General features: G+C 38.6%; 23 protein-coding genes and 1 pseudogene. 19 read left to right on the top strand and 5 right to left on the bottom strand.

Going from position 1 to position 24637, the window contains the following annotated elements; all coding sequences use genetic code 11:
- Positions 1–44: 44 nt before the first annotated feature.
- The 4 genes from PYW30_RS07305 (at position 45) to PYW30_RS07290 (ending at position 3785) form a co-directional block, all read left to right on the top strand.
- Positions 45–521, top strand: coding sequence for a GNAT family N-acetyltransferase (locus PYW30_RS07305; protein WP_042219183.1), 477 nt, complete (start codon positions 45–47; stop codon positions 519–521).
- 137 nt (positions 522–658) lie between these two features.
- Entirely contained in the window at positions 659–1960 is a 1302-nt protein-coding gene (gene eno, locus PYW30_RS07300) for a surface-displayed alpha-enolase (RefSeq protein ID WP_003133057.1), read from the top strand.
- A 137-nt stretch (positions 1961–2097) separates the two neighbouring features.
- A complete protein-coding gene (locus tag PYW30_RS07295) occupies positions 2098–2829 on the top strand; it encodes a demethylmenaquinone methyltransferase (RefSeq protein ID WP_023889543.1) in 732 nt (243 codons plus the stop codon).
- A gap of 122 nt (positions 2830–2951) precedes the next feature.
- On the top strand, positions 2952–3785 hold the full coding sequence (locus tag PYW30_RS07290; RefSeq protein WP_042219106.1) for a VOC family protein: 834 nt from the start codon (positions 2952–2954) through the stop codon (positions 3783–3785).
- Positions 3786–3833: 48 nt separating this feature from the next.
- Here PYW30_RS07290 and PYW30_RS07285 read toward each other — a convergent pair whose 3' ends face one another.
- Positions 3834–4814 (bottom strand): aromatic acid exporter family protein, encoded by a 981-nt coding sequence (locus PYW30_RS07285; RefSeq protein ID WP_019299572.1) that lies wholly within the window; start codon positions 4812–4814, stop codon positions 3834–3836.
- 237 nt (positions 4815–5051) lie between these two features.
- On the opposite strand from PYW30_RS07285, the gene PYW30_RS07280 reads away from it, so the two are divergent.
- Together PYW30_RS07280 and PYW30_RS07275 are read left to right on the top strand one after the other, a co-directional pair.
- Positions 5052–5582, top strand: coding sequence for a hypothetical protein (locus PYW30_RS07280; protein ID WP_003133028.1), 531 nt, complete (start codon positions 5052–5054; stop codon positions 5580–5582).
- 632 nt (positions 5583–6214) lie between these two features.
- Complete coding sequence (locus PYW30_RS07275; protein WP_096822704.1) at positions 6215–6514, top strand: hypothetical protein; 300 nt, start codon at positions 6215–6217, stop codon at positions 6512–6514.
- On the opposite strand, the pseudogene PYW30_RS07270 reads toward PYW30_RS07275, so the two are convergent.
- Positions 6508–7662, bottom strand: a pseudogene (locus tag PYW30_RS07270) (IS3 family transposase); the annotation flags it as partial. The gene PYW30_RS07275 and the pseudogene PYW30_RS07270 overlap by 7 nt on opposite strands.
- A gap of 94 nt (positions 7663–7756) precedes the next feature.
- Between PYW30_RS07270 and PYW30_RS07265 the strand changes: the two are divergent.
- A complete protein-coding gene (locus PYW30_RS07265; RefSeq protein WP_143467443.1) occupies positions 7757–8761 on the top strand; it encodes an LTA synthase family protein in 1005 nt (334 codons plus the stop codon).
- A 221-nt stretch (positions 8762–8982) separates the two neighbouring features.
- On the opposite strand, the gene PYW30_RS07260 is transcribed toward PYW30_RS07265, so the two are convergent.
- Positions 8983–9381, bottom strand: coding sequence for a VOC family protein (locus PYW30_RS07260; RefSeq protein WP_023889552.1), 399 nt, complete (start codon positions 9379–9381; stop codon positions 8983–8985).
- A 186-nt stretch (positions 9382–9567) separates the two neighbouring features.
- Here PYW30_RS07260 and PYW30_RS07255 point away from each other — a divergent pair, with 186 nt between their 5' ends.
- Both PYW30_RS07255 and PYW30_RS07250 read left to right on the top strand, forming a co-directional pair.
- Positions 9568–10485, top strand: a complete 918-nt coding sequence (locus PYW30_RS07255) for a magnesium transporter CorA family protein (RefSeq protein WP_042218716.1) — start codon at positions 9568–9570, stop codon at positions 10483–10485.
- 41 nt (positions 10486–10526) lie between these two features.
- Entirely contained in the window at positions 10527–12218 is a 1692-nt protein-coding gene (locus PYW30_RS07250) for a bifunctional lysylphosphatidylglycerol flippase/synthetase MprF (RefSeq protein ID WP_023889553.1), read from the top strand.
- A 69-nt stretch (positions 12219–12287) separates the two neighbouring features.
- On the opposite strand, the gene PYW30_RS07245 is transcribed toward PYW30_RS07250, so the two are convergent.
- Complete coding sequence (locus PYW30_RS07245) at positions 12288–12725, bottom strand: universal stress protein (RefSeq protein WP_003133021.1); 438 nt, start codon at positions 12723–12725, stop codon at positions 12288–12290.
- A gap of 353 nt (positions 12726–13078) precedes the next feature.
- On the opposite strand from PYW30_RS07245, the gene PYW30_RS07240 reads away from it, so the two are divergent.
- The 9 genes from PYW30_RS07240 to PYW30_RS07200 all read left to right on the top strand — a co-directional run bounded on the left by PYW30_RS07240 (position 13079) and on the right by PYW30_RS07200 (position 21295).
- A complete protein-coding gene (locus PYW30_RS07240; protein WP_042218718.1) occupies positions 13079–15433 on the top strand; it encodes a helicase C-terminal domain-containing protein in 2355 nt (784 codons plus the stop codon).
- Positions 15434–15615: 182 nt separating this feature from the next.
- Complete coding sequence (locus PYW30_RS07235; protein WP_003133017.1) at positions 15616–16059, top strand: cell wall elongation regulator TseB-like domain-containing protein; 444 nt, start codon at positions 15616–15618, stop codon at positions 16057–16059.
- 3 nt (positions 16060–16062) lie between these two features.
- Positions 16063–17256, top strand: coding sequence for a pyridoxal phosphate-dependent aminotransferase (locus tag PYW30_RS07230; protein WP_042218721.1), 1194 nt, complete (start codon positions 16063–16065; stop codon positions 17254–17256).
- Positions 17246–17575 (top strand): GIY-YIG nuclease family protein, encoded by a 330-nt coding sequence (locus PYW30_RS07225; RefSeq protein WP_019299565.1) that lies wholly within the window; start codon positions 17246–17248, stop codon positions 17573–17575. The genes PYW30_RS07230 and PYW30_RS07225 overlap by 11 nt, the downstream gene beginning before the upstream one ends.
- Before the next feature lie 21 nt (positions 17576–17596).
- Positions 17597–18934 carry an asparagine--tRNA ligase gene (asnS, locus tag PYW30_RS07220; RefSeq protein WP_014025210.1) on the top strand — a complete coding sequence of 446 codons (1338 nt, stop codon included), beginning with the start codon at positions 17597–17599 and terminating at the stop codon, positions 18932–18934.
- A gap of 123 nt (positions 18935–19057) precedes the next feature.
- Positions 19058–19405, top strand: a complete 348-nt coding sequence (locus tag PYW30_RS07215; RefSeq protein WP_014025209.1) for a nucleoside triphosphate pyrophosphohydrolase family protein — start codon at positions 19058–19060, stop codon at positions 19403–19405.
- Entirely contained in the window at positions 19402–20019 is a 618-nt protein-coding gene (locus PYW30_RS07210) for a thiamine diphosphokinase (RefSeq protein WP_042218728.1), read from the top strand. Before PYW30_RS07215 ends, PYW30_RS07210 begins: the two co-directional genes overlap by 4 nt.
- 9 nt (positions 20020–20028) lie before the next feature.
- Positions 20029–20949, top strand: a complete 921-nt coding sequence (locus PYW30_RS07205; RefSeq protein WP_023889559.1) for a Gfo/Idh/MocA family protein — start codon at positions 20029–20031, stop codon at positions 20947–20949.
- Between the two features lie 19 nt (positions 20950–20968).
- Positions 20969–21295 carry a heavy metal-binding domain-containing protein gene (locus PYW30_RS07200; RefSeq protein ID WP_003133007.1) on the top strand — a complete coding sequence of 109 codons (327 nt, stop codon included), beginning with the start codon at positions 20969–20971 and terminating at the stop codon, positions 21293–21295.
- 52 nt (positions 21296–21347) lie between these two features.
- Here the strand turns inward: PYW30_RS07200 and PYW30_RS07195 are convergent, their stop codons facing one another.
- Positions 21348–21647: a GIY-YIG nuclease family protein gene (locus PYW30_RS07195; RefSeq protein WP_019336221.1), complete on the bottom strand. Its 300-nt coding sequence runs from the start codon at positions 21645–21647 to the stop codon at positions 21348–21350.
- A 106-nt stretch (positions 21648–21753) separates the two neighbouring features.
- Here PYW30_RS07195 and uvrA point away from each other — a divergent pair, with 106 nt between their 5' ends.
- The gene (gene uvrA / locus PYW30_RS07190; protein WP_023889560.1) at positions 21754–24573 is read left to right on the top strand and encodes an excinuclease ABC subunit UvrA; all 2820 of its coding nucleotides are present in this window, start codon (positions 21754–21756) and stop codon (positions 24571–24573) included.
- Positions 24574–24637: the final 64 nt, after the last annotated feature.

Raw genomic sequence — 24637 nt, 5'->3', positions numbered from 1 at the left:
TGGAAGTTTTTTTGTTTATAAAATTTAAAGTAATCTGTTATACTATGGTTATGAAGTTAATCGCTTACAATGATACCTATAAACAAGCAGTTATTGATTTGATACTTTCTATTCAGAAGGAAGAATTTGGAGTTGCTATTGATTTAGCAGATCAGCCCGATTTGCAAGATATTCATGCACATTACAGTCAATTTTGGCTTGCTGTTGATGAAGAGAAGGGAGTTGTTGGAACACTTGGTATCGTCAAGTTTAATGAACAGCAAGCTGTTCTGAAAAAGATGTTTGTCAATGTTGAATACAGAGGAAAGTCTGTTGCACAACTTCTTTTGGATAATTTGTTTGACTACTGTCACATAGAGAATATCAAAGAAATTTATCTTGGAACTGTCGAACAATTCAAAGCGGCACATCGTTTTTATGAAAAAAATGACTTTCTACCTATCAATGAAAAAATACTGCCCAAACACATGCCAAGAATGGAGGTGGACACGATATTTTATAAAAAAAATATCACAGAATAAAAAAGTCAAAATGTAACCGCATACCTTGTATAAAAAGCCTTTTAGCTTCTTTTTCACTTGAAATAAGGCCGGAAAAATAGTAAAATCATAGTGTATTAAAAAGTGCAGAAAGCACTTAAAACAATAAGGAGATAAAAATGTCAATTATTACTGATGTTTATGCTCGCGAAGTCCTTGACTCACGCGGTAACCCAACAATCGAAGTTGAAGTTTACACTGAAGACGGTGCATTCGGACGCGGTATGGTACCTTCAGGTGCTTCAACTGGTGAACACGAAGCTGTTGAACTCCGTGACGGTGACAAATCTCGTTACCTCGGTCTTGGTACTCAAAAAGCTGTTGACAACGTAAACAACGTAATCGCTGAAGCTATCATCGGCTACGAAGTTACTGAACAACAAGCTATCGACCGTGCAATGATCGCTCTTGACGGTACAGAAAACAAAGGTAAATTGGGCGCTAACGCTATCCTTGGTGTTTCTATCGCTGTTGCTCGTGCAGCTGCTGATGAACTCGGTGTTCCACTTTACAACTACCTTGGCGGATTCAACGCTAAAGTATTGCCAACTCCAATGATGAACATCATCAATGGTGGTTCTCACTCAGACGCTCCAATCGCTTTCCAAGAATTCATGATCGTACCAGTTGGTGCACCTACATTCAAAGAAGCGCTTCGTTGGGGTGCTGAAATCTTCCACGCATTGAAGAAAATCCTTAAAGCTCGTGGCCTTGAAACTTCAGTTGGTGACGAAGGTGGATTTGCTCCACGTTTCGAAGGTACTGAAGATGGTGTAGAAACTATCCTTAAAGCTATCGAAGCTGCTGGCTACGAAGCTGGTGAAAACGGCGTTATGATCGGTTTCGACTGTGCTTCTTCAGAATTCTACGAAGACGGCGTTTACAACTACGCTAAATTCGAAGGTGAAGGTGGTGCTAAACGTACTGCTGCAGAACAAATCGATTACCTTGAAGAATTGGTTAACAAATACCCAATCATCACTATCGAAGATGGTATGGACGAAAACGACTGGGATGGTTGGAAAGCCCTCACAGAACGTTTGGGTAACAAAGTTCAACTCGTTGGTGACGACTTCTTCGTTACAAACACTTCTTACTTGGCACGTGGTATCAAAGAAGAAGCTGCGAACGCTATCTTGATCAAAGTTAACCAAATCGGTACTTTGACTGAAACATTTGAAGCAATCGAAATGGCTAAAGAAGCTGGTTACACAGCTATCGTTTCTCACCGTTCAGGTGAAACTGAAGATTCAACAATCTCAGATATCGCCGTTGCTACAAATGCTGGACAAATCAAAACTGGTTCACTTTCACGTACAGACCGTATGGCTAAATACAACCAATTGCTTCGTATCGAAGACCAATTGGGTGAAGTTGCCGTTTACAAAGGTCTTAACGCATTCTACAATCTTAAAAAATAAGGTTTAGAGAGCAACTAATGCTTAATGAAACACTCTTTTGATGTTTAATTTTTAAACATCGGAGGAGTGTTTTTTAGTTTGGAAATTGAGAGACAAGAAGCAAGGGTGTAAAGGTTAGCTTATGCTATAATGAGTACATGAATAAGGTAAACGAAGAACGTGTACACGAAATATTTAATAATATATCCACTGATTATGACAAAATGAATGCCATCATTAGTTTCAAGCAGCATGACTTATGGCGGGATAAAACCATGAAAAAAATGGGGGATTTATCTGACATGACCATTTTGGATTTGTGTTGTGGTACTGGGGATTGGACTTTTGACCTTTCAAAAGCTGTGGGGCAAAAGGGTAAGGTCGTGGGCTTAGACTTTTCTGAAAATATGCTGAAAGTGGCCCAAGATAAACTTGACAAAAAAGGCAATGAAAACATTGAATTTATTCAAGGAAATGCCATGGCTATTCCTTTTGAAAATGACATGTTTGATGCAGTTACGATTGGTTATGGCTTGAGAAACACGCCTGATTATCTCACAGTGCTACGAGAAATTTTCCGTGTCTTAAAAACTGGCGGAAAAGTAGTGTGTATTGAAACTTCTCATCCAACTTTGCCTATTTACAAGCAAGCATTTGAACTTTATTTTAAAAAAGTGATGCCTTTTCTGGGAAAAGTCTTTGCCAAGTCTTTGAAGGAATACCAATGGCTTCAAAAATCTGCGGAGAATTTTCCTGATGCGAAAGCTTTGGCTTTATTGTTTAGCGAGGCTGGATTTTCTACTGTAAGCTATCAAAAACATGGCGGTGGAGCCATTGCTACACACTTTGGGACCAAAGGCTCTCCTGTAACAAAAGAAGACTCACAATGAATTTATAGTCACAAAAGACTTTGTTTACGTTTGTAAACAAAGTCTTTTGCTTTATGAGTTTTAAGTGGTATACTAACAACATATAAAGAATGAAGTAAAATTCAAAAGAAACGAGAATAAGTATGGACACTCAACCCTTTAATATTAAAAAAATTACTTTGAAAGCTTCCAATCGACAAGTCATGCGTCATTTTTATGAGGAATTACTAGGTTTTTATCTTGCTGAGGAAACAGAGCATACACTTGCCTATGCGTTTAGAGAAAAAGAAGCTCCTTTTTTAAAACTTGAGTTTGGTGGAAATGCAAGTACAGAAAAAACGACCGGCCTTTTTCATTACGCTCTTCTTTTTCCCGATCGTTCCTCAAAAGCTGGACTTATTTCACGACTCATGAAGGCAAACTACCCACTAGGAGCGGGAGACCATCTCGTCAGTGAATCTTTTTATCTTAGTGATCCTGAAGGAAATGGAATTGAGCTCTATCATGACCGCGACCCGAAAACTTGGAACTGGAATGAAGGACAAGTTGAAATGGGGACCTTTGCTGTTGATCTTGAAGCTGTTTTAGCAACAAAAAAAGTAGGAGCATTTCGCTATCCGCCAAAAATGAGTATTGGTCATCTCCATTTCACGGGAAGTTCTCTTGCACAGGCTGATACACTCTTTATGGATATACTTCGGACGGATCTAGTCGCACGAGTGGGTAATACTGCTCATTTTTACTCGCAAAATCATTACCATCATCACTTTGCGACAAATCTCTGGGAAGGGGCAAGCTTGAAAAAACGAAACCTGCAGAAAAACGGCATTTTAGCTTGGGAGATTGAAGTTGGAAGAGCGTATTATGAAGCAGTTTTGGAACGACTGTTGGCAACGGAGTGGACTTACGAAGCGAGAGGGAAGAGCATGATTTTAGAGGATCATGTTGGCGCGCAACTTGTGATAACACAGATATAAAAAACCTTGTTGCTCTTATGAGCCAACAAGGTTTTTATCATGTCTTTTTTATGAAGCATTGTTGGTCTGACTTAATGCAAAAGTATTTTTTTCTTGAATCAATAGTTCAAGCAACTGAAGCACTTGGAAGAGACCTGCGCGATTTTCAAACTCTTCACGTGTTTGAGGCAGGTCCATCTGACGGTAATGAGAATAGGCATTTTCTATTTTCTTTAAGAGCTCGCTGCCGTCATTATGGGCAGCATAGGTAAGTGACAAAGTTTCAAAAATATTGGAAATTTCGGCGATATGCGTGCTTTCCACATCTATTTCTTCTAATTTCATAATGATATCTTTGAGAAGTGTAATTTGGATATGGCGCATGTCGAAATAGCGTTGATAAAATGTATTATTTCTTAAAAGGTTATTCTCTGATTTTTCAGTGGCGACTTTACTGCTGGCATCAATGAGTTCCAGCAGGTTGTCACACTGCGCCACGAGATCTTGGAGATCTTGCTTTTGATTCAAACAAATGACGAGATGTGCTGAAATATTTTTGAATTCTTTTTCTAAAATATTAAGATTATTTTCTAATAATCTTTCATTGCTTGGCATATATATGTTTGCCAAAAGTGCTAAACCTACTCCAATGAACATTAATGAAAACTCATTGCCTACGAGAGGAAAAGTTATTTCTTGAGCCAAAAGGTAATGGGAAAAAAGCACAGAGTTTACGACAATGCCTTCGCTCGTATTTGTGGCAACAGAGATGGGAATAAATAATAATAAAAAGATACCAAAAGATAAAGGTGTAAAATTAAATAAATTTAAAACGATAAAGGCGAGTAAGGTGGCGATGATAAGCCCTAGAACACGCAGAAATCCTAATCGTAAGGTGCTTTTCTGTGTGTTCGTAATGGAAAGAATGGCAATGATGCCTGCGCTGGTCGCAGATTCTAAGTGGAAAAACTGTGCAATAATAATGGCTAATGTTGCACAAATTGCAGTTTTGATTGTTCTTTGCCCTATTTTGATATGGCTGTAATTCACATTTTGTCTCCTTGTGATAGTATATAAGCAGTGAAAGAGTGCTTCTCAAAGGTTTTAGTGTATGTTGAGAGCTTTCTTAACTAGAGTAATTATACCAAAAAATAGGAGAGAAACAGATGCAACACTTTCAAAATTTTAGCTAAGAACAGATTATCTTAGATTTTAGAGCAGATGAAGCGAGAGGAACGAAAAAACTGTGTATAATAGAAAGTAAGAGAATAAAGGAGAAAAAATCAGATGAAAAAGTATATTATTGTAGGGATGTTTTCGTTCTTACTTGGAGCAATAGTAGCCTTAGGGATATCTAATATTACTCAATCACCTGCTACACCGATGGCAAAGGAAAGTTCTAGTTCCTCAACATCTACCAAAGAGAGTACTACCTCCAGTAGTTCCTCTGAAGTGAAAACAACACCCTCTTCAACTTCAACAAGCAGTAGTGAACAGTCTATCTCTTCTCTCTATCATCTCGTTCCACCTCAAAGCACCTATAAGAACTTAATTGTAGCTAAGACAGCGGAAGCAGAAGCTTATATTCAAACCAATGGTTACAATCTTATCAGTAAAACGAATCATGACTTGAATGAAAAGTCACTCATCAGCGAAGCATCTACAGAACTGCCTAATCCAGTAGATGCCTCAGGCAAGGAAAGTTATCTTTACTTTTGGGCAAATGATGCGCAAGCAAACGAGTTAGGCAGCGTTCGCATGGATAATAAAGTTGTTTTCTTTAAAGCGACGGATGATTATTTAAGTCGTTTGAATTAAAAAAGACAGGACGCAAATCCTGTCTTTTTTGGTGAAAGCAAAAAATGGCTAGGTAAATGAACGTTAAATTATTGTTATTTACAGTCGGTCATATGACGTAAAAAGATATTTAAAATATTATATCTGAGATTATTTTACGAACAAATCTCAGATATTTTTTCATATCAAACTTCTTTTTACTCAAAAAATTTTATCAATATCTCTAAAAATTGGTCATAGTTCCTCAATTTTAAGGGCGAAAAAAGATAAAAAACGGAGCTTGCCATGAATTGATGTGTAGTATTTTTTTTGCTTTTTTTCAAGAAATATTAGAAAAATATCGGGATGTTAAAAAGATAATAATTAAAAAAAGCCTATTATGGCAGGGTTTATAGGTGTGTCAGTATAATTCGGATTTAATTGATACTCATAAAATGTTACCGGTGTGTTAATCCTTAAAAATCACTTCTTTAGTTTATATCAAATGGAATTAGGAGTCAATATTTAAAAATTGTCTATATTCGTTATTTATCAAAAAATCAGGTTTAATCTAGCTTTCTAATGCTTAATTGTCAGAAAAATCCGAATTATATTGAAAAACACATAAAGAGGCTTCTTAAATTAATCACAAGAAATAAAAAGGAGATTCAAGATTGAAAAAAAATGGTAAATATTATGTTGCAGGAGTTTTACTTATCCCAGGTATACTAGGAGTTGTGGCTTATAGCTCAACTTATGGTACAGAAGATAAAAAGGCAGGTGTAAAACAAGAACAAGTGATGAGTACACCAGTTACTCAAGTAACTGGAGCAAATATTGCAGCTTTAAATGTAGATTCAACAACAAATAATTACTCTGGTATTTCACCAGCAATCGGTCTTACAACTTTCAAAGATACGTACAAAGAATTAGAAGCAGACGCGGATGGACTAATGTCAAATAATTGGACATAAAATGAGCTATATTTTCTTAAAATATTTTTCTTCCTTCTGATTTGGAGTTAAACCATTGTTGGCAGAATGAGGATTATAGTTGTTGTAGAATTGTTCGATGTATTCAAAGCAAGAGAGTTGAACCTCTTGAATGGTGTGATAAGTTCTTCGATTAATTTCTCTTTGTTTAAGGTACTTGAAAAAGACCTCAGTTACGGCATTATCATAAGGATACCCAGGTTTAGAGTAAGAAGCAAGTAACTGATGCTCATCTAATATTTTTCTAAAGGAAGCTGATTTAAATTGACTCCCTTGATCTGAATGAAAAATAATTGGTTCCTTAGGTTTTCTCTTATTTATAGCCATCTCTAGGGTGTCACAAGCAAGTTTAGCATCAATCTTATCACTTACTTTCCAAGCGATGCATTTTCTAGAGTAGAGGTCAAGAATGGCGCAGAGATAAACGTGACGCTTAGGTCCTATAGAAATATAAGTGAAATCAGTTGTCCAAACTTGATTCGGGGACTTCGGATTAAATTCTTGTTTAAGGAGATTATCAGAAGAAAATGCAGGAGAGTGTTTTGATTTAACCCGAGGTTTAATGGTCGACATTTTAGGGAGTGTCATAGACTTGAGAAGTCGTAAGATACGGCCTTCAGAAATATTAACGCCATAATCACGCAGAAGAATGATTTTAAAAGCTCTCGTTCCAATTCTTTTCTTAGCTTTCATATAAATCTCAAGGAGTAATTTTCTCAAGCGTTGATTTTCTATTTCACGCTTCGAAGGCTTCTTGTTAATGAAGTTATAGTAGGTGGAACGATTGACATGTAAAACACGACAGAGCATAACTGTCGTGTGTTCAAATCGGAGTCTATAGACTGCTTTTAATCTCACTTGGAGTTTTGCATGAATATGGCACTCGCTTTTTTTAAGATCAGATTTTCTTCCTCAAGTTGTGCATTCCTTTTTTGTAATTCTTGAATCTGTTTGGCAGTCAACACCGTATTATCTTCAAGACGAACTTGAGAGTACTGCTTAATCCATTTTGCAAGAGCAGAGACGGAGACGCCATAGTCTCTACAGAGTTCGGATTGAGTTTTACCTGTTTGATAGAGGTTGACGAGAGATTGTTTGAATTCCTCGTCGTAACGTTTAAAGCCTGACATAAAAGTCCTTTCATTTTTGTGTCTTCTTAGACAGATTATAACACACATATTTGTGTCTACTTTTATAGTATAGCTCCATGTCTACTTTTATAGTATAGCTCCATCTGGTGTATCATGGAAAGAAGATCCCATGCCTAATTTTCGAAAACTACAAAATGCATCAGGAGGGTATTTACAATCCACTATGTTTGGTGGGGGGACAACAAATGTTGAGTTCAGTGTCTTAACAGGTTTTAGTTATTCATTTTTTAATCAACAAATTAATGCCTTTGATTACTTGAATCAAAATCCAGAAAGAAACCAGAGCATTGCTCAGTATAAAGAGGAGAATATCGCCTTACATACGCACATGAAAACAGGTTATCACCGTGCTGACGTTCTACCCAACCTAGGGTTTTCTAAGTTTACTGGCAGAGAAGACCTCTTGAAAATGGAGGAAACGCGTTCAGCTGTCTATTATGCTGAAGGGTATTTAAGTGACTACACTTTATTCGAAGAGATACTAAATGAAGTGAATTCTTCTACTGAAAAGAACCTTCTTGTTCACGGATTGAGTATGCAAAACCATTACCCTTATACAGAAGATTTAAAAGGAAAACTAGAAAATAAGGATGTCTTAATTTCTGGTAATAATTTGAATGCAGAACAAAAACAGTTAGCTTTATATGCGAGGGGTGTGAAGAAAACAGATGAGGCACTGGGGACATTTATTCAGTCATTGGAAGCAATGGACAGGAATGTGACTGTTATTATGTATGGCGACCACTACCCAGCTCTTGATAATTCCGTTTATATGAAGTATCCTGTAAAAGATGATGAAAATAAACTCATTAATGACCATTCAACACCTTATTTTGTATGGAAAAATCATCATCGGAAAAGTGAGACCATTAGTAAATCAGTTACACCAGAAGGGTTATCTGTATTAGCTATGAAAGAAGGAAATACGAAGGTACCTGTATTCTATCAGTTGGTTGATCAACTTGAAAAAACGGATAAGGAAACAAGTAGATATCAAGAAATGGTAGACGATTATGAGCTGATTCAATATGATATGCTTGAGGGCGCACAGTATAGCAAGGTCTTATTTGAAAAATAGTTCATCAGTGAAGCTTCTACAGAACTGCCTAATCCAGTAGATGCTTCAGGCAAAGAAAGCTATCTTTAATTTTGGGCAAATGATGCGCAAGCAAACGAGCGAGGCAGCATTCGAAACAATAATAAAGTTGTTTTCTTTAAAGCAACGGATGATTATTTAAGTCGTTTGAATTAAAAAAGACAGGATTTGGGTCCTGTCTTTTTTGTAGGAAAGGGATTGAGTCACATAGCCATCCATACAGGCTCTAAGCAGTTACCATCTGGATCTTGAACTTCAAGGCCATACATAACGTCCTCAGGAATGCCATTTTCTAAATGAAGGGATTGTCCGCCATGTTGACTGGCAAGTTTGCCGAATGCTTTGACAGCATCTGCACTTGGAAGAGTAAAGGCAGCAAGAGCACCACTCACTTTGTGTGTATCTGCGATTGTTTTATCACCAATAAAGGTTTGGTAACGCTCATGCGAAAGTAACATGATATAGAAATTTTCATCCCAGACCATACAGCTTACCAAATCGTCTGAAAAATCAGGGTTCTTTTTGAAACCAAGCTTTTCATAAAAAGCTGTGGAAACCTGAATATCTGAGACAGGAAAGTTGACGAAAACCATTGTCGACATATGAAATCCTCCTTAAAAATAAATTTTATGTCAAAATATTCTTAACTTTAAGCTCATTGTAGCATAAATCATATTTTTCACCGCTTGATTGGCTTGGAAAATGCTTTCAAAAAAGTAAGGTGAAAATCATGGGAGAAAACAGCGTTTGAGACGTTTATTTAAGAGATTTTCTGTTAAAATATAACTATGATTAAAAACTATGAATTGTCAGCTGAACATCGGCTAGTCTCTACGGCAGAGATGAGGAATTTTACATATGTACTTAATCCGACACGTGAAGAAATTGGTAGTGTCTCGGAGTACTTTCAACTGCCCTTTGACTACCTTAGCGGCATTCTCGATGATTATGAAAACGCCCGTTTTGAAACGGATGATATCGATAATAATCTTATACTTTTACAATATCCAGCCTCATCAAGTTATGGCGAGGTAGGCACATTTCCTTACTCTTTGATTTGGACAAAAAATGAAGCTGTCATTTTAGCTTTAAATCATGACATTAAGGGAGAACATATATTCGGTAGAGAATACAGCTCTACACGCTATAAGCATGAAATTATTTATCAGGTTATGTATCAAATGACACATGACTTCCATGATTATCTACGAGAATTTCGTCTCCGCCGTCGTCGTCTTGAGGTAGGAATCAAAAACTCAACCAAAAATGATCAAATTGTTGATATGATTGGTATTCAAGCCAGCCTTATTTATTTTGAAGATGCTTTGAATAATAATCTCGAAGTGTTGAAGAAGTTTATTAATTATCTGCGTGAAGAAGATGAAGATGGTTTTGCTGATAAGATTTACGATATTTATATTGAAACGGATCAGGCCTACACGGAAACACGTATTCAACTGAAATTGCTCCAAAACCTGCGCGACTTGTTCTCAAATATTGTGTCTAACAATTTGAATATTGTCATGAAAATCATGACATCCGCAACCTTTGTCTTGGGTATTCCAGGTGTGGTTGTCGGTTTTTATGGGATGAATGTCCCCATACCTGGTCAGGAAATCAGTTGGGTCATGTGGGCCATATTAGGGTTAACGCTTATATTTTGTGGCATTGTCGTTTGGGCATTACGCAAAAAAGACATGCTGTGATCGTTTAACCATCGCAAGTTATCATAAAGGAACAGTTATTCATGTATAGGTTACGTATTTTTGCACAAAATTTAGCAATCTTCTTGTCCGTAGTGATTGATATTGGAGCAATTTTGGCTTTCTATTTGCATCGATCACCTGTTTTGAGAGAGTATTTTCCTTCCTATAGCTTCATGCCGCATTATATTTTAGGTTTTGCTTTAGGACTTTTGGGGCTTTTGGTCTCTCTCAATCTCTACCGACGGGTAAGGTCAGCTTGGATTATTACTATTGTCGTTCAATTTGTCATTTTACGGTTGAACTTTATTTCTACTCAGAGGTTTTTCAGTATTGGCTCACTTCTTTCACTTATCATTCTGGTTATTCTCGGGTTGACTTATCGTGATTTTAGTCGAACAATGGACCGTAATTATGCAAAAAAGGCAGTGTTTCTTGGTTTCATCCCACTGGTCTTGGCTTTCTTTAATACCTTATTGAGTTTAAGTTTTTTGAAGCGCGATTATTTAGGAAATCCAGATGTCTATTCTATCTTTAAGCAATCCTTGCATTTTCTTTTTACAATGGATATCCGGCAAGCGCATTTCAATTCTCATGTACATGGCTTTTATATGGTTGGGCTAATTATCATTACTTGGATTTGTGTGATGTTAGCACTCTATTATATCTTGAAACCATTGGTTTATTACCCAATCTTAAGTGGTCGTGAAAAAGAGAAAGCCATCGCCCTTGTTGAAAAATATGGTCAAAATCCGATGGCTTATATGACCATTGATGGTCAAAAATCTTATTTTTTCAGTGTTACTGTTGAAGGGATGCTTGCCTATACCGTTGTAAACAACGTTCTCGTAGGTTGTGGGGATATCGTTTGTGACCCTAAAGATGCCGCTCGTTTTATGGGAGAACTGGTTCATTTTTCACGTCGTAATGGATGGAAAATCTTGTTTATGGACATTACAGAAACGATGCGCCCTGCCTATGAATCTTATGGATTTTCGATGATTAAGATTGGTGAAGATGCTTGTTTGCGCTTAGAGGACTTTAGCCTTAAGGGTAAGAAAACAGCAAAGGTTCGTGCCAATATTAATCATGCGCGCCGCTTAGGTATTACTGTTGAAGAATACAAGCCAAATGAAAAACGAGATATAAAAATTGAAAATGAACTTCAAGAAATATCAGACGAATGGTTTGGCTCTAAAGGCCCTGAGCTTGGCTTTATGTTGGGGGGCTTGGCTTTAGAAAATCCTCTTGGGCGCCGTTATTTTTACAGTCGTGATGCATCCGGAAAAATGTTGGCTTTTGTAATTTTTGTTCCGTATGCTGAAGGCGAGGAAAGTGGTTATATGGCTGATGTGACGCGCCGCCGTGTGCAAGTACCTAATGGCTCTATGGAAGTGTGTCTTCTCCAAGCCTTTGAAACAATGCGCGAGGAGGGAGTGACTTGGGGTAATCTCGGTCTCTGCCCTTTGGCAAATATCAAAGATGACGAGGATAGCAGGAAAGTGACAACACAGCTCTTCCAGTTTATTTATGAAAATATGAATGGTGTATATGGCTTCAAGGGGCTTTATCAAGCCAAGAAAAAATGGAACCCAAGCGATTGGCAAGCGCGTTATATCGCTTATGCGCCCAAACCTTTTAGTTTCAGCTATGCCTACGCTATGCTAAAGGCTCAAAATCCTAAAGGGATCAACAAGTTGATCCTTGAAAAACTTCGTACAAAGATTGAAAAATAAAAGCACTGCAGTTTTTGCGGTGCTTTTTCTTAATAAAAAACCTCTCAACGAGAGGGCGAAATATAACAATTATTTACGGACGACAAGAGTATCACATGGCGCATTTTTAATGATATAGTCTGCAACAGAACCAATAAAGATACGTTCAATGTAGCTCAAACCAGTTGCACCAAGCACGATAAGGTCAATGTTTTCTTCTTTTGGAAGTGTTTGTCCCAACATAACTTTTGGTGAGCCGAATTCGACACGAGTAGTTACTGTTTTTACACCAGCGTTTTTCGCTTCAGTTGCAAAGTCATTAATGAGGTTTTCGGCACCTTTATGTGTATCATCGGCTACGACAGAATCATAAGCAGAGATAGACTGAAATGCACGCAAGTCAATGACGTTAGCGATGACCAATTCGGCATCGTTACGAAGAGCAGTGGCAACAGCTTTATCAAAGGCCTTAGTTGATTCTACAGAACCGTCAAGACCAACGAGGATTTTTTTGTAATTATCGAGCATAGTGGGACTCCTTTTCTTTTTTTTACTATACTCTAATTTTACTCTAATTTGCAGCATTTGTAAAAGAAAAACTATTTTTGGGGTCTGGCTTTAGCGCAGGAGGGGCTTAACCGAATAGAAAAGGACAAGGCAAAGGCATATGCAAGTGTATTTTTTGAGATTTTTACGGCTTTCTTACTGTAAAATCACCTTTTTTGTGAATCAAAGTGGCAGGTAAAGGTTGCTGTATGTTGAGAAGAACACCTGTGTGCTGTGTCATTGCGTCTAATTTGATATAATTATAAAGATCTATTTTTAAATGGCCGAGCAAAGCAAAGCCTTATAAAAATAAATAGAAGTTGAAAGGTAAAAAAATGACTCGATATGCTGTGGTGGATTTAGAAGCCACCGATGCGCACAGCTCGCAGAATAAAATTATCCAAATTGGTATTGCGCTAGTCGAGGGTGGAGAAGTGGTAGACACTTATACGACAGATGTCAATCCACATGAGTCACTTTTGCCGAGAATTGCGAGCCTTACAGGTTTGTCTAATCGTCGCTTGTCAAAAGCGCCAGATTTTTCGGAAGTTGCAGAAGAAGTGCGCCAAAAATTGGAAGGCACCATTTTTGTGGCACACAATGCGCGCTTTGATTACTCCTTATTAATGAAAAGTCTTTTTCCTTTAGGCTTGGATTTGGAATTACCGCGTGTAGATACAGTTGAGCTGGCGCGAGTTGTTTTTCCTACCTTTGAAAAATATGGGATGGAAGCTCTGAGTGAGCGACTGGACTTACGACACGATCAGCCTCATGCGGCCTTATCCGACGCTTTGGCTACAGCAGAGTTGTTGCTTAAAATGCAAGACAAGATTCGGGAACTTCCACGTGCTGTGTTAGAGGAGATTATTCGCCATTCGGACAGCTTACTCTATGAGACGAAAGAATTCTTAAAGGAGCAACTGCCTTATACGTCACTCAAAGTTGAGCAGCTTTATGTGGTATACAATATTGCTACACGTAGAGAAAAAGTGAAAGAAAACAGACAACCCCTTGCCAATTCTTTTGCTAAAAATATCTCTCGTTTAGGTCTTAAAGTCCGAAAAAATCAAGAAAAGATCGCTGAAAAAATAAAAGAAGAACTTACACAAAGTCGTCCTTCTTTCATTGAAGCACCTACTGGTATTGGTAAGACATATGCTTACCTCATACCTTTGCTTGCAGAAGGACGTGAAATTGTTGTATCAACGCCGACAAAAGTTCTACAAAATCAGATGATTCATGGTGTAGCACCAATCCTTAAAGAAAAATTTGGTGTGAATTTCTCTAAGCTTTTAGGGACGAAGAATTATATTTCCTTGGAAAAATTTTCACGGCTTTTGCTGGTAAATACAGAAGGGAAAAATTTCGAAATTTTCAAGATGAAAATTTTGGTCTGGTTGACGGAAACACTTACAGGGGAGCTAGACGAACTCTCCAAGGTCATGACCAATGAGGAGTATTTCGCTCAGATTGCGCATGATGGCTATGTCAACAACAAACAGCTGCATTATGAACAAGACTTCTGGCTGAAAGCGCAGCGCAGAGCTGAAATTTCGCAGGTTAAAGTCGTCAATCATGCTTACCTGATTGAACGTCTTGCAGATTATCCTGAGACTTTCTTGCAAGAACGCGTTTTGGTTGTGGATGAAGCACAGCAACTCTTTACGACACTGGAGAGGACCAATCAGAAATCAGTTAAAATATCGGAACAATTGGAAACCGTAGATACGGAAAATTCACATTTAAACAAACGTCTTGTAGAAAGTTTGACATTCCAGCTCAAAAATAAAAAACTGGACAGTGAGAAAATCGCCCTGGACGCGAGAGAGCTTGGTTTAAAAGAACTGGCTGAAATTTTTGAACATCCTGAGCAGAACTTTATTTGGCGCGATGGAGATATGGTCCACGCTTCAAGTACGGATTTTTATAATTTTGAAAAACTGGTGCCTTCAGGAACTAAAATATACATGTTGGGAGCGACCTTATCTCTGACGGAAGACAAGCCCATCTTCCCAGAACTTTTGGGATTTAAGGACTATCGTTTCTTCAAATTTGAGAGTCACCCCGCCGATAATCAAGAAATATTTATCCTGTCTGATGGCCCCCATATCAAAAATACGGGTGTTATGGCTTACGCACATTATGTTGCGGATAAAGTTTCCGAGGTTGCTGAGCTAGGCTGCCAAGTTGTTGTTCTCTTTACGGCAAAAGTGTCCTTAACTTTTGTAGCAGAACAACTGTCCGCTGAAGGTTGGGATGTATTGGCTCAAGATATTAATGGGACCGCTGCCCAAATCAAGAAAAAATTTGATAAAGGGGAAGGACAGATTCTTCTGGGCTTAGCTTCCTTCTGGGAGGGTGTGGATTTTGAGAAGCAAGATCACCTTGTGCTGATGATTCCTCGTTTGCCCTTTGCTACGCCAGAGGATGTTTTAACGAAAAAGTATGCAAAACGCTTTAATAATCCTTTTTACGATTTCAATGTGCCTATGGCAACGTTGAAGTTGCAACAAGCTCTGGGACGTGTCAATCGACGACATAATCAGTATTCCAAGGTGGTGATTCTTGACAATCGTTTAGCAGGCAAATCTTATGCGAAAAGAATGCGCAAAAATCTTGCACAAACTGCGCCCCTTAAAACACTTGAAAGTCGTGAAGTAGTGGAAAAAATTCTTGAATTCCTGATGTGAAATGGTACTCGAGACAGATGAATCAAAGAAGAAGTTAAGGAAATGCACCAAAATTTTTCAGTGACGAGACTGGGGAAAATTATAGATTTGACTTTTTCCGGCAGAAGACCTTTGTAGAGAAGCAATTTCGTTGCTTTTTTGCTATAATTAAATAGATTATCTAAAGGACAGAAAGGCAGGCTATGAGAAGAAGACGAATGACTCTGCACACACAGATTATTATCGGTGTTTTAACGGTAATTCTGGCAGGTTTTATTGCGATAAGCCTCTTTATCTGGAGAGCAGTCAGCCCTTACAATACAGCAAGAAGCGCTGCAATTGCTATAGCAAAGGATAAAACTGAGCTGAAAACTCCAACAGCTTTTGACATTGCAACTACAGATAGCACAGATTATTCTTTACTTGGCAAAACTGAAAAAGGCAAGGAGATCGGTGTTTTAATTCCGGAAAAAGGGGGAAATTTAACAGTTATTGACATGGCAACAGGTGTTAAGCCCGAAACGCTTCAAGCAGATAATACGACATCTATCGTCTTGGCCCTGTATAAAAATCAGCCCGTATGGCAGGTAAATAGTCGTGAAGGTTTTAAACTTTATGATTTCAAGACGGGTAAGGAGCTGATGTAATTTATGAAAAAATTATCTGATTTTGTTTCAAACATCGAAGAGTCTGTGACTCTCGCTGCTGCAAAGCGTGCCAAAGATCTCGCAAGCCAAGGAAAAAACATTATTGATTTAACTTTGGGACAGCCAGACTTTTCTACCCCAGAACTCATCGGGGAAGCAGCCATTGATTCTATCCATTCAGGCAAAGCCAGCTTCTATACGCAGGCTTCTGGTTTGCCTGAGTTGAAAAGTGCTGTGCGCAATTATTGGGAAAAATATTATGGTTATGCCATTGAAGATAAGGAAATTTTGGTTACCACAGGTGCTAAATTTGCGCTTTATGCCTTCTTTCAAAGTGTTTTAGATAAAGGAGATGAGGTCATCATTCCAGCCCCTTATTGGGTGAGTTATGTGGACCAAGTTAAAATGTCGGGAGGTCATCCTGTTGTCGTTTCGACTTTGCAAGAAAATGACTTTAAAATCACAGTCGAACAACTCGAGGCAGTGAAAACTGAAAAGACAAAAGTACTTTTGCTGAATAGCCCGTCCAATCCCACAGGAATGATTTATTCAAAAGAAGAATTATTGGCTTTGGGAAATTGGGCTGTAGCTAATGATTTGTTAATCTTAGCAGACGATATTTACCACCGACTGGTTTATAATAAGAGCGTGTTTACAGCTCTTTCATCTTTATCCGAAGCGATTCGTCAACATACGATTGTTATTAATGGTGTATCGAAGACCTTTGCGATGACCGGTTGGCGCATTGGGCTTGCAGTTGGTGACAGCGAAATTATTGCAGCAATGACCAAGATTGCAGGTCAAACAACCTCAAATCCAAGTACAGTTGCTCAATATGCAGCCATTGAAGCTTTTAATTCTGATGAGACGGCAGTCGAAAAAATGCGTACAGCTTTTGAAGCCCGTCTAAATTTGATTCATCCGATGATTAATCAAATTCCTGGCTTTGAGGCCATCAAACCTAATGGTGCATTCTATCTCTTCCCTAAAGTTGAGAAAGCCATGGCGCTCAAAGGATATGACAATGTTACGGATTTTGCGACAGCGATTCTTGAAGAAACCGGAGTGGCGCTTGTAACGGGAGAAGGATTTGGTTCACCTGTACATGTAAGATTGAGTTATGCTACTGACCTTGAGAGTTTAACAGAAGCTGTAAAACGTCTTAAGAACTGGATGGAAGTGGCGCATGATAGATAAAAAAGAAGCAAAATCAGCTTACAAGCTCCAAGAAAAGCTAGGCGCTGTTGTTGCTTATAAAAATATTTCAAAAAACAAGTTTTATCTTGATATAGCACCAGATTTACCTGGTTTGAAAAATCGCTTTGAATTTTCACGAAAAACAGGAATTGGTGTTCCACTAGCCATTGACAAAGATTGGAAATCGGATGACTTTGAACTTCTGGTCTTGGAAGAGCTTAAGAAAGACGAATTACAGACACCTAAAGCTTTTAAAGAAGATTTGAAAACTTTGAAGGAAATCTGGTTAGAGAAATTTGCAGACAAAGATTTATATTAATAAAAAGAGAAGGAATTATTTATGAAAGACTTAGTATCAATCATCGATGTGAAAGACCATGTCGGAGAAGAAATCAAAATCGGCGCTTGGGTTGCAGACAAATCAGGAAAAGGAAAATTGCAATTTCTCCAACTCCGTGATGGTACAGCTTATTTCCAAGCTGTCGTTTTCAAACCAAACATGATTGAAAAATTTGGTGAAGAAGCTGGCTTAGAAAAATTCACCGAAATCAAACACTTGGCGCAAGAAACATCAGTAATCGTAACAGGTGTTGTGAAAGAAGATTCACGTTCAAAATTTGGCTACGAGCTTGATGTTACAGACCTTGAAGTTGTTGGGGGATCTGTGGATTATCCTATCACACCAAAAGAACATGGTACAGACTTCTTGATGGATAACCGTCACTTATGGTTACGTAGCCGCAAGCAACATGCTATCATGCTTGTACGTAACGAAATTATCCGTGCAACCTATGAGTTTTACAATGCCAACGGCTTTGTTAAAATAGATAGCCCAATCTTGACAGGTTCAGCTCCTGAAGGAACAACAGAACTTTTTGAGACAGATTACTTTGGACAACCTGCTTACTTGTCACAAACTGGTCAGCTCTATGCTGAAGCGGGTGCGATGGCATTTGGTAAAGTCTTTACCTTTGGTCCAACTTTCCGTGCTGAAAAATCAAAAACACGCCGTCATTTGACTGAATTCTGGATGATTGAACCAGAAATGGCTTTCACAACACACGAAGAATCTTTGGATATTCAAGAAGCATATGTCAAACATTTGATTAAATCAGTCTTGGAAAACCAACGTTATGCTCTAGAAAGTTTGGAACGTGACATTGATTTATTGGAAAAATATGTCAATGAACCCTTCAAACGTGTCACTTATGATGACGCGATTGAACTTCTTCAAAAAGAAGAAGCAAATAACGATTACGATCATATCGAGTGGGGTGATGACTTTGGTTCACCTCATGAAACATTTGTTTCTAACTACTATGGTGTGCCAACATTTATCATCAACTACCCTAAGGCAATCAAAGCTTTCTACATGAAACCACATCCAACACGTGAAGATGTTGTGATTTGTGCCGATCTTATCGCGCCAGAAGGTTATGGTGAAATCATTGGGGGTTCAGAACGTGCGACAGATTACGATTACTTGGTTGAAAAAGTAAAAGAATTTGGTCTCTCAGAAGAAGAATACAGCTGGTACCTCGACTTACGTAAATTCGGTTCTGTGCCACATTCTGGTTTTGGACTTGGTTTGGAACGTGCGGTAACCTTTATTACAGGTAACCAACACATCCGTGAAGCTATTCCTTTCCCACGTATGCTTGGACGTATCCGCCCTTAAAGCTTAAATAAAAGTTCTCAGTTACTCGAGGGCTTTTTTTGCATAAAACTAAGGGATGAAACATCCTTTTTCAGAGGAGTTTTTGATATAATAAGAGAGAGATTTAAAGGAGGAACCTTATCTATGGAACTTAAGGATTATCAAAAGGAAATAATAAAATTTGATGTCAATGGTCCTTTAGCGGACATTGAGCAGGTAAATTTTGCTTTTTTAGATAAGGTACTCGGTTTAGCGGGTGAATCAGGAGAAGTTGCGGATAAGATAAAAAAAATCATCCGTGATCAGGATGGAATCATTCACGAGGAAGATAAAAATGCTTTGGGAAAAGAATTAGGTGATGTCTTATGGCATGTGGCAACCTGTGCGCGGTATCTGGGACTTGATTTGGAACAAGTCGCTCAAGCCAACTTAAATAAACTAGAAAGTCGTCAGCTCAGAGGTAAAATAGCAGGCAGCGGGGATGAGCGATGAGAGTACTTATCCACGCAGGACGGCCAGCCAGTCTACCTGAAGAAAGCTATGATTATTATGTCGGCATTGACCGTGGCGCTTTATTTTTACTTGAGGAACATCAAGACTTGGACTTAGCAGTTGGTGATTTTGACTCTGTAAGTAAGGAAGAATTCGATAAACTATCAGAAGCTGCTCATGAACTTGTTAAACTTCCGGCAGAGAAGGATCAGACGGATTTAGAAGCTGGTTTAGATCAGGTACTTTCTCGTTTTCCAGATGCAGAAATTATGATTATTGGAGCCCTTGGTGGAAGGCTTGACCATCATTTGACCAATGTGTATCTGCCCCTGCATCTTGCCTGTCCGGAAAGGATTTCTTTGAAGGACAATCAAAATTTTGTAACATATTTGACTCAAGGGCAGCATACAATTCGCAAGATTGAAGGCTATCCGTATTTGGGAATTGTTCAGGTTGGCACAAACAGAAGTTTAGAGATTAAAAACGCAAAATATCCACTGAAAGCTGAGGATAACTTTGCAGACATCTATGCAAGTAATGCTTTTATCAGTGAGACGATGGAGTTAAAAATTGCTCAAGGCAAGCTCATCGTAATTTATTCAAAAGACAGTTAGAGAGATTATATGATTATTGGAATAATTGGTGCAACATCAAATATCGCAGGTAAGGCCTATCTGCCCGTTTATGCGAAAATGCAGGCCGAACATCGCTTCATTTTGCATTCGAGAACCTGGGAAAAAGCTGAAGAGATTCGAAAAAAATACAAGTTTGAATATGCGACAACGGATTTAAGCGCGTTGGAAACTTGCGATATGGTTGTCATTCATGCAGCAACGGCCCAACATTTTGAACTTGCAAAACGTTATTTGAGTGCAGGGACACATGTCATGATGGATAAGCCGATTTCCGAAAACTTTGAGGAGGTCCAAGAACTTCATCGCTTGGCTGAGGAAAATAATGTCCTCTTTGTTATCGGGTTTAATCGCCGTTTTGCCCCACTGACAGACAAACTAAAAGAGGTCCATCAAAAAAACTTTATCAAAGTAAGTAAAAACTTAGCGAACAATGCCGACGAAGTGCAGTTTAGTTTGTATGATATTTTCATTCATCCTTTGGATACGTTGATTTACTTGTTGGATGATGAGATTGAACGTTACAGTTATCAATTAGCGATGACGCCGGACAAAAAACTTTCACGTGTGATGGTCACACTGAGAACACAATCTTGTATGGGTGTTGCCAGCATGAACTTGGTCTCAGGCGCTTTTTCTGAGGAATTTACGGTTGAAGCAAGCAGTGGAACCTATCGTTTATCAGAACTGACGGAGTTAGAAATTCTTACAGGACTAGACAAGCAAAAAATCGGAATTAACGGCTGGCAAACTGCCACATATAATCGTGGTTTCGAAAGTTTGGTTTTTGGTATGGTTGAAGCAGTAGCTAATTTTGATGGCCATAACAGAGAGGAACTCATGAAACAAATGAAGCAAACAAATGTTCTGGATTCGCATGAAATTATCCATGAAATCTTGGACAAAATGTAACTTATAAAGGAGCAAAGAAATGAAAGATATCTTAATTTTAACTACAAATGATGCACCAGGCTATCGAGTGGTTGAAGTCTATGGCGAAGTTTTTGGTTTAACTACCCGTTCGCGTAACGTATTCTCAAGTACCGGACAACAATTAAAAACGATTGTTGGTGGTGAAATTGCCGGTTATACGAAACTCCAGCATGAAACACGTGAGAGTGCTATTGAACGTCTTGCAGAAGAGGCACGAGATAAAGGTGCCAATGCAATTCTCGCGATGCGTTTTGACTCTTCAACATTTGGCAATGTGGATTCAGTAGCTGCCTATGGTACAGCTGTTAAACTAGAAAAATTATAAAAAAGCAAACTTAAGTTTGCTTTTTTATAATTAAACTGAGACGAGGGATCCCTTAGCCCTTTTCTTTAGCTAGAAGTTCTTTCTCAAAGGTTTCTTTAATGGTTTTTTCTTTAATTAATTTTAATTTTTGTGAGCGGTTGAGTTTATGTTTAAACCACCACTCGCATTTTAAGGCGCGTTTCTTATCTGAAAATTCAACGGAAGTCAGAAGTTGAAGGGGACGTCGTGCTTTAGTATATTTGGCACCTTTACCAGAATTATGGGTTTCCAGTCGTTTTGTAACATCGTCTGTATAGCCACAATAAAGCGTATCGTCAGCACAACGTAAAACATAGACAAAATAAGATTTCATGATAAGGCTATTGTACCTTAAAATGTAGTATAATTGAAGTATCTTTATCGAAAATAAGAAATTCAGTCTCAGAAAATCTGGGATAGAAGTGAGAAGGGAAGAATAAATGCCCCAAGATAAAATTGTTATACATGGTGCTCGAGAGCACAATTTAAAAAATATAGATGTTACTATTCCGCGTGATAAGTTGGTCGTTGTTACAGGTGTATCAGGTTCAGGGAAGTCTTCTCTGGCTTTTGAGACTTTATATGCTGAAGGACAACGTCGCTATGTCGAATCATTATCTGCTTATGCCCGTCAATTTTTAGGCAATATGGATAAACCAGATGTGGACAGCATTGACGGATTGTCGCCAGCCATCTCCATTGACCAGAAAACAACCAGTAAAAATCCCCGCTCTACTGTCGGAACAGTGACGGAGATTAATGATTATCTCCGTTTGCTTTTTGCGCGTGTCGGAAAACCTTTCTGTATCAATGGACATGGTCAAATTTCAGCACAATCGGTTGAAGAAATTGTGGATCAAATCCTCGAACTTCCTGAAAAAACACGCCTGCAGATTTTGGCACCCATTGTACGTGGTAAAAAAGGACAACACGTTAAAGTTTTTGAGCGTGTGCAAAAAGAAGGCTATGTACGTGTCCGCGCAGATGGTGAAGTTTACGATGTGACAGAAGCACCAGAGCTTGATAAAAATAAAAAGCACAATATCGAAGTCGTTATTGACCGTATTGTTGTAAAAGAAGGAATTCGTTCACGTTTGTTTGACTCTGTTGAAGCAGCACTACGTATTGCTGAAGGCTATGTTATTGTGGACAAGATGGATGGGGAGGAACTTCTTTTCAGTGAGTTCTATGCCTGTCCTGTCTGTGGTTTTACTGTTCCTGAGCTAGAGCCACGTCTCTTTTCATTTAATGCGCCTTTTGGTTCTTGTCCAGACTGTGATGGTCTAGGAATGAAAAATGAAGTCGATCCTGACTTGGTTATTCCTGACGACAGTAAGACCTTACGCGAGGGTGCTATTGTAGCATGGAATCCTATCTCTTCAAATTACTACCCTACCATGTTGGAATGTGCCAGCCGTGATTTTGGAATTGATATGGATACACCGTGGGCTGATTTACCGGAAGAACATAAAGATATTATTCTTCACGGCTCTGGTGAGCGTAAATTCCATTTTTACTATGTCGGTGACTTTGGGAACGTTTCTGATAAAGACATGGTTTTCCCTGGGATAATCAATAATATCAACCGTCGTTTCCGCGAAACCTCAAGTGATTATACACGTGAATACCTTCGTGGTTACATGACGGAGTTAACATGTACGACTTGTCACGGCTATCGTTTGAACGATCAAGCCCTTTCGGTTAAGGTGGATGGAAAACATATCGGGGAACTTTCTAATTTAGCTATTGGTGACGAGTTAGAATTTTTAGCTGCTCTTACTTTATCTGAAAACGATGAAATGATTGCCCAACCTATTGTAAAGGAAATCAAAGATCGCTTATCTTTCTTAAAAAATGTGGGGCTTGACTATCTGACACTTTCACGGGCTTCAGGGACATTATCAGGTGGAGAATCGCAACGTATTCGTTTAGCGACACAGATCGGTTCGAATCTTTCAGGCGTCCTTTATATCCTTGATGAGCCATCAATTGGTCTGCATCAAAGAGACAATGACCGCTTGATTGAATCTCTCCAAAAAATGCGTGACTTAGGCAACACACTTATCGTGGTTGAGCACGATGAAGATACGATGAAAGCAGCAGATTGGCTGATTGATGTCGGACCAGGCGCTGGAGATTTAGGGGGAGAAATTATTGCTGCTGGTACGCCAAAACAAGTAGCGAAAAATAAAAAATCCTTGACAGGACAATATTTATCAGGGAAACGTTCCATCCCTGTACCGGAAAAACGCCGTAAAATCGATAAAAAACGCATGGTGAAGGTCACTGGGGCTTCCGAAAACAACTTACAAAATATCGATGCTCAATTTCCTCTAGGAATCATGACGGCTGTAACCGGTGTTTCAGGGTCAGGTAAATCAACCTTGGTTAATTCAATTTTGAAGAAAACCTTGGCGCAAAAGCTCAATCATAATTCAGAAAAACCAGGGAAGCATAAAAAAGTGACCGGTTATGAAGAAATTGAACGTCTGATTGATATTGACCAATCGCCGATTGGACGTACACCACGTTCAAATCCAGCAACTTATACCTCTGTTTTTGATGATATCCGTGGACTTTTTGCAGAAACGAATGAAGCCAAAATACGTGGCTACAAAAAAGGACGTTTTTCATTTAACGTCAAAGGCGGACGTTGTGAAGCTTGTTCGGGTGACGGTATTATCAAAATTGAAATGCATTTTCTCCCAGATGTGTATGTCCCTTGTGAAATCTGTCATGGCAAACGCTATAACTCAGAAACCTTGGAAGTTCATTACAAAGGGAAGAATATTTCAGAAATTCTCGACATGCGCGTGTCGGATGCTTTGGAATTCTTCCGTCATATTCCAAAAATTGAGAGAAAATTGCAAACCATTGTTGATGTCGGCTTAGGCTATGTTACTTTGGGACAACCAGCTACCACCTTATCTGGTGGTGAAGCACAACGGATGAAGCTTGCTTCCGAATTGCAAAAACGCAGTACAGGCAAGAGCTTTTATATCTTGGATGAACCCACAACTGGCTTGCACAGTGAAGATATCGCCACATTGATTAAAGTTTTGGATCGTCTTGTGGATCAAGGCAATACCATCGTTGTTATTGAACATAATCTTGATGTGATTAAAACTGCTGACTACATTATTGATCTCGGACCAGAAGGGGGGGCTGGCGGCGGAACAATCTTAGCTACAGGTACGCCAGAAGAAGTGGCTGAGGTTGAGCAATCTTACACCGGACAGTATTTAAAACAAAAATTATAATGGTTTGATTTATAAAAGAGCAAAGATTAAACTTTGCTCTTTTTTGTACGGGAAAAACACATTT

This window comes from Lactococcus garvieae subsp. garvieae (assembly GCF_029024465.1).
Lineage (GTDB): Bacteria > Bacillota > Bacilli > Lactobacillales > Streptococcaceae > Lactococcus > Lactococcus garvieae.
The sequence above is the reverse complement of the archived record's forward strand: the minus strand, read 5'-3'. Positions and strand labels throughout refer to the sequence as shown.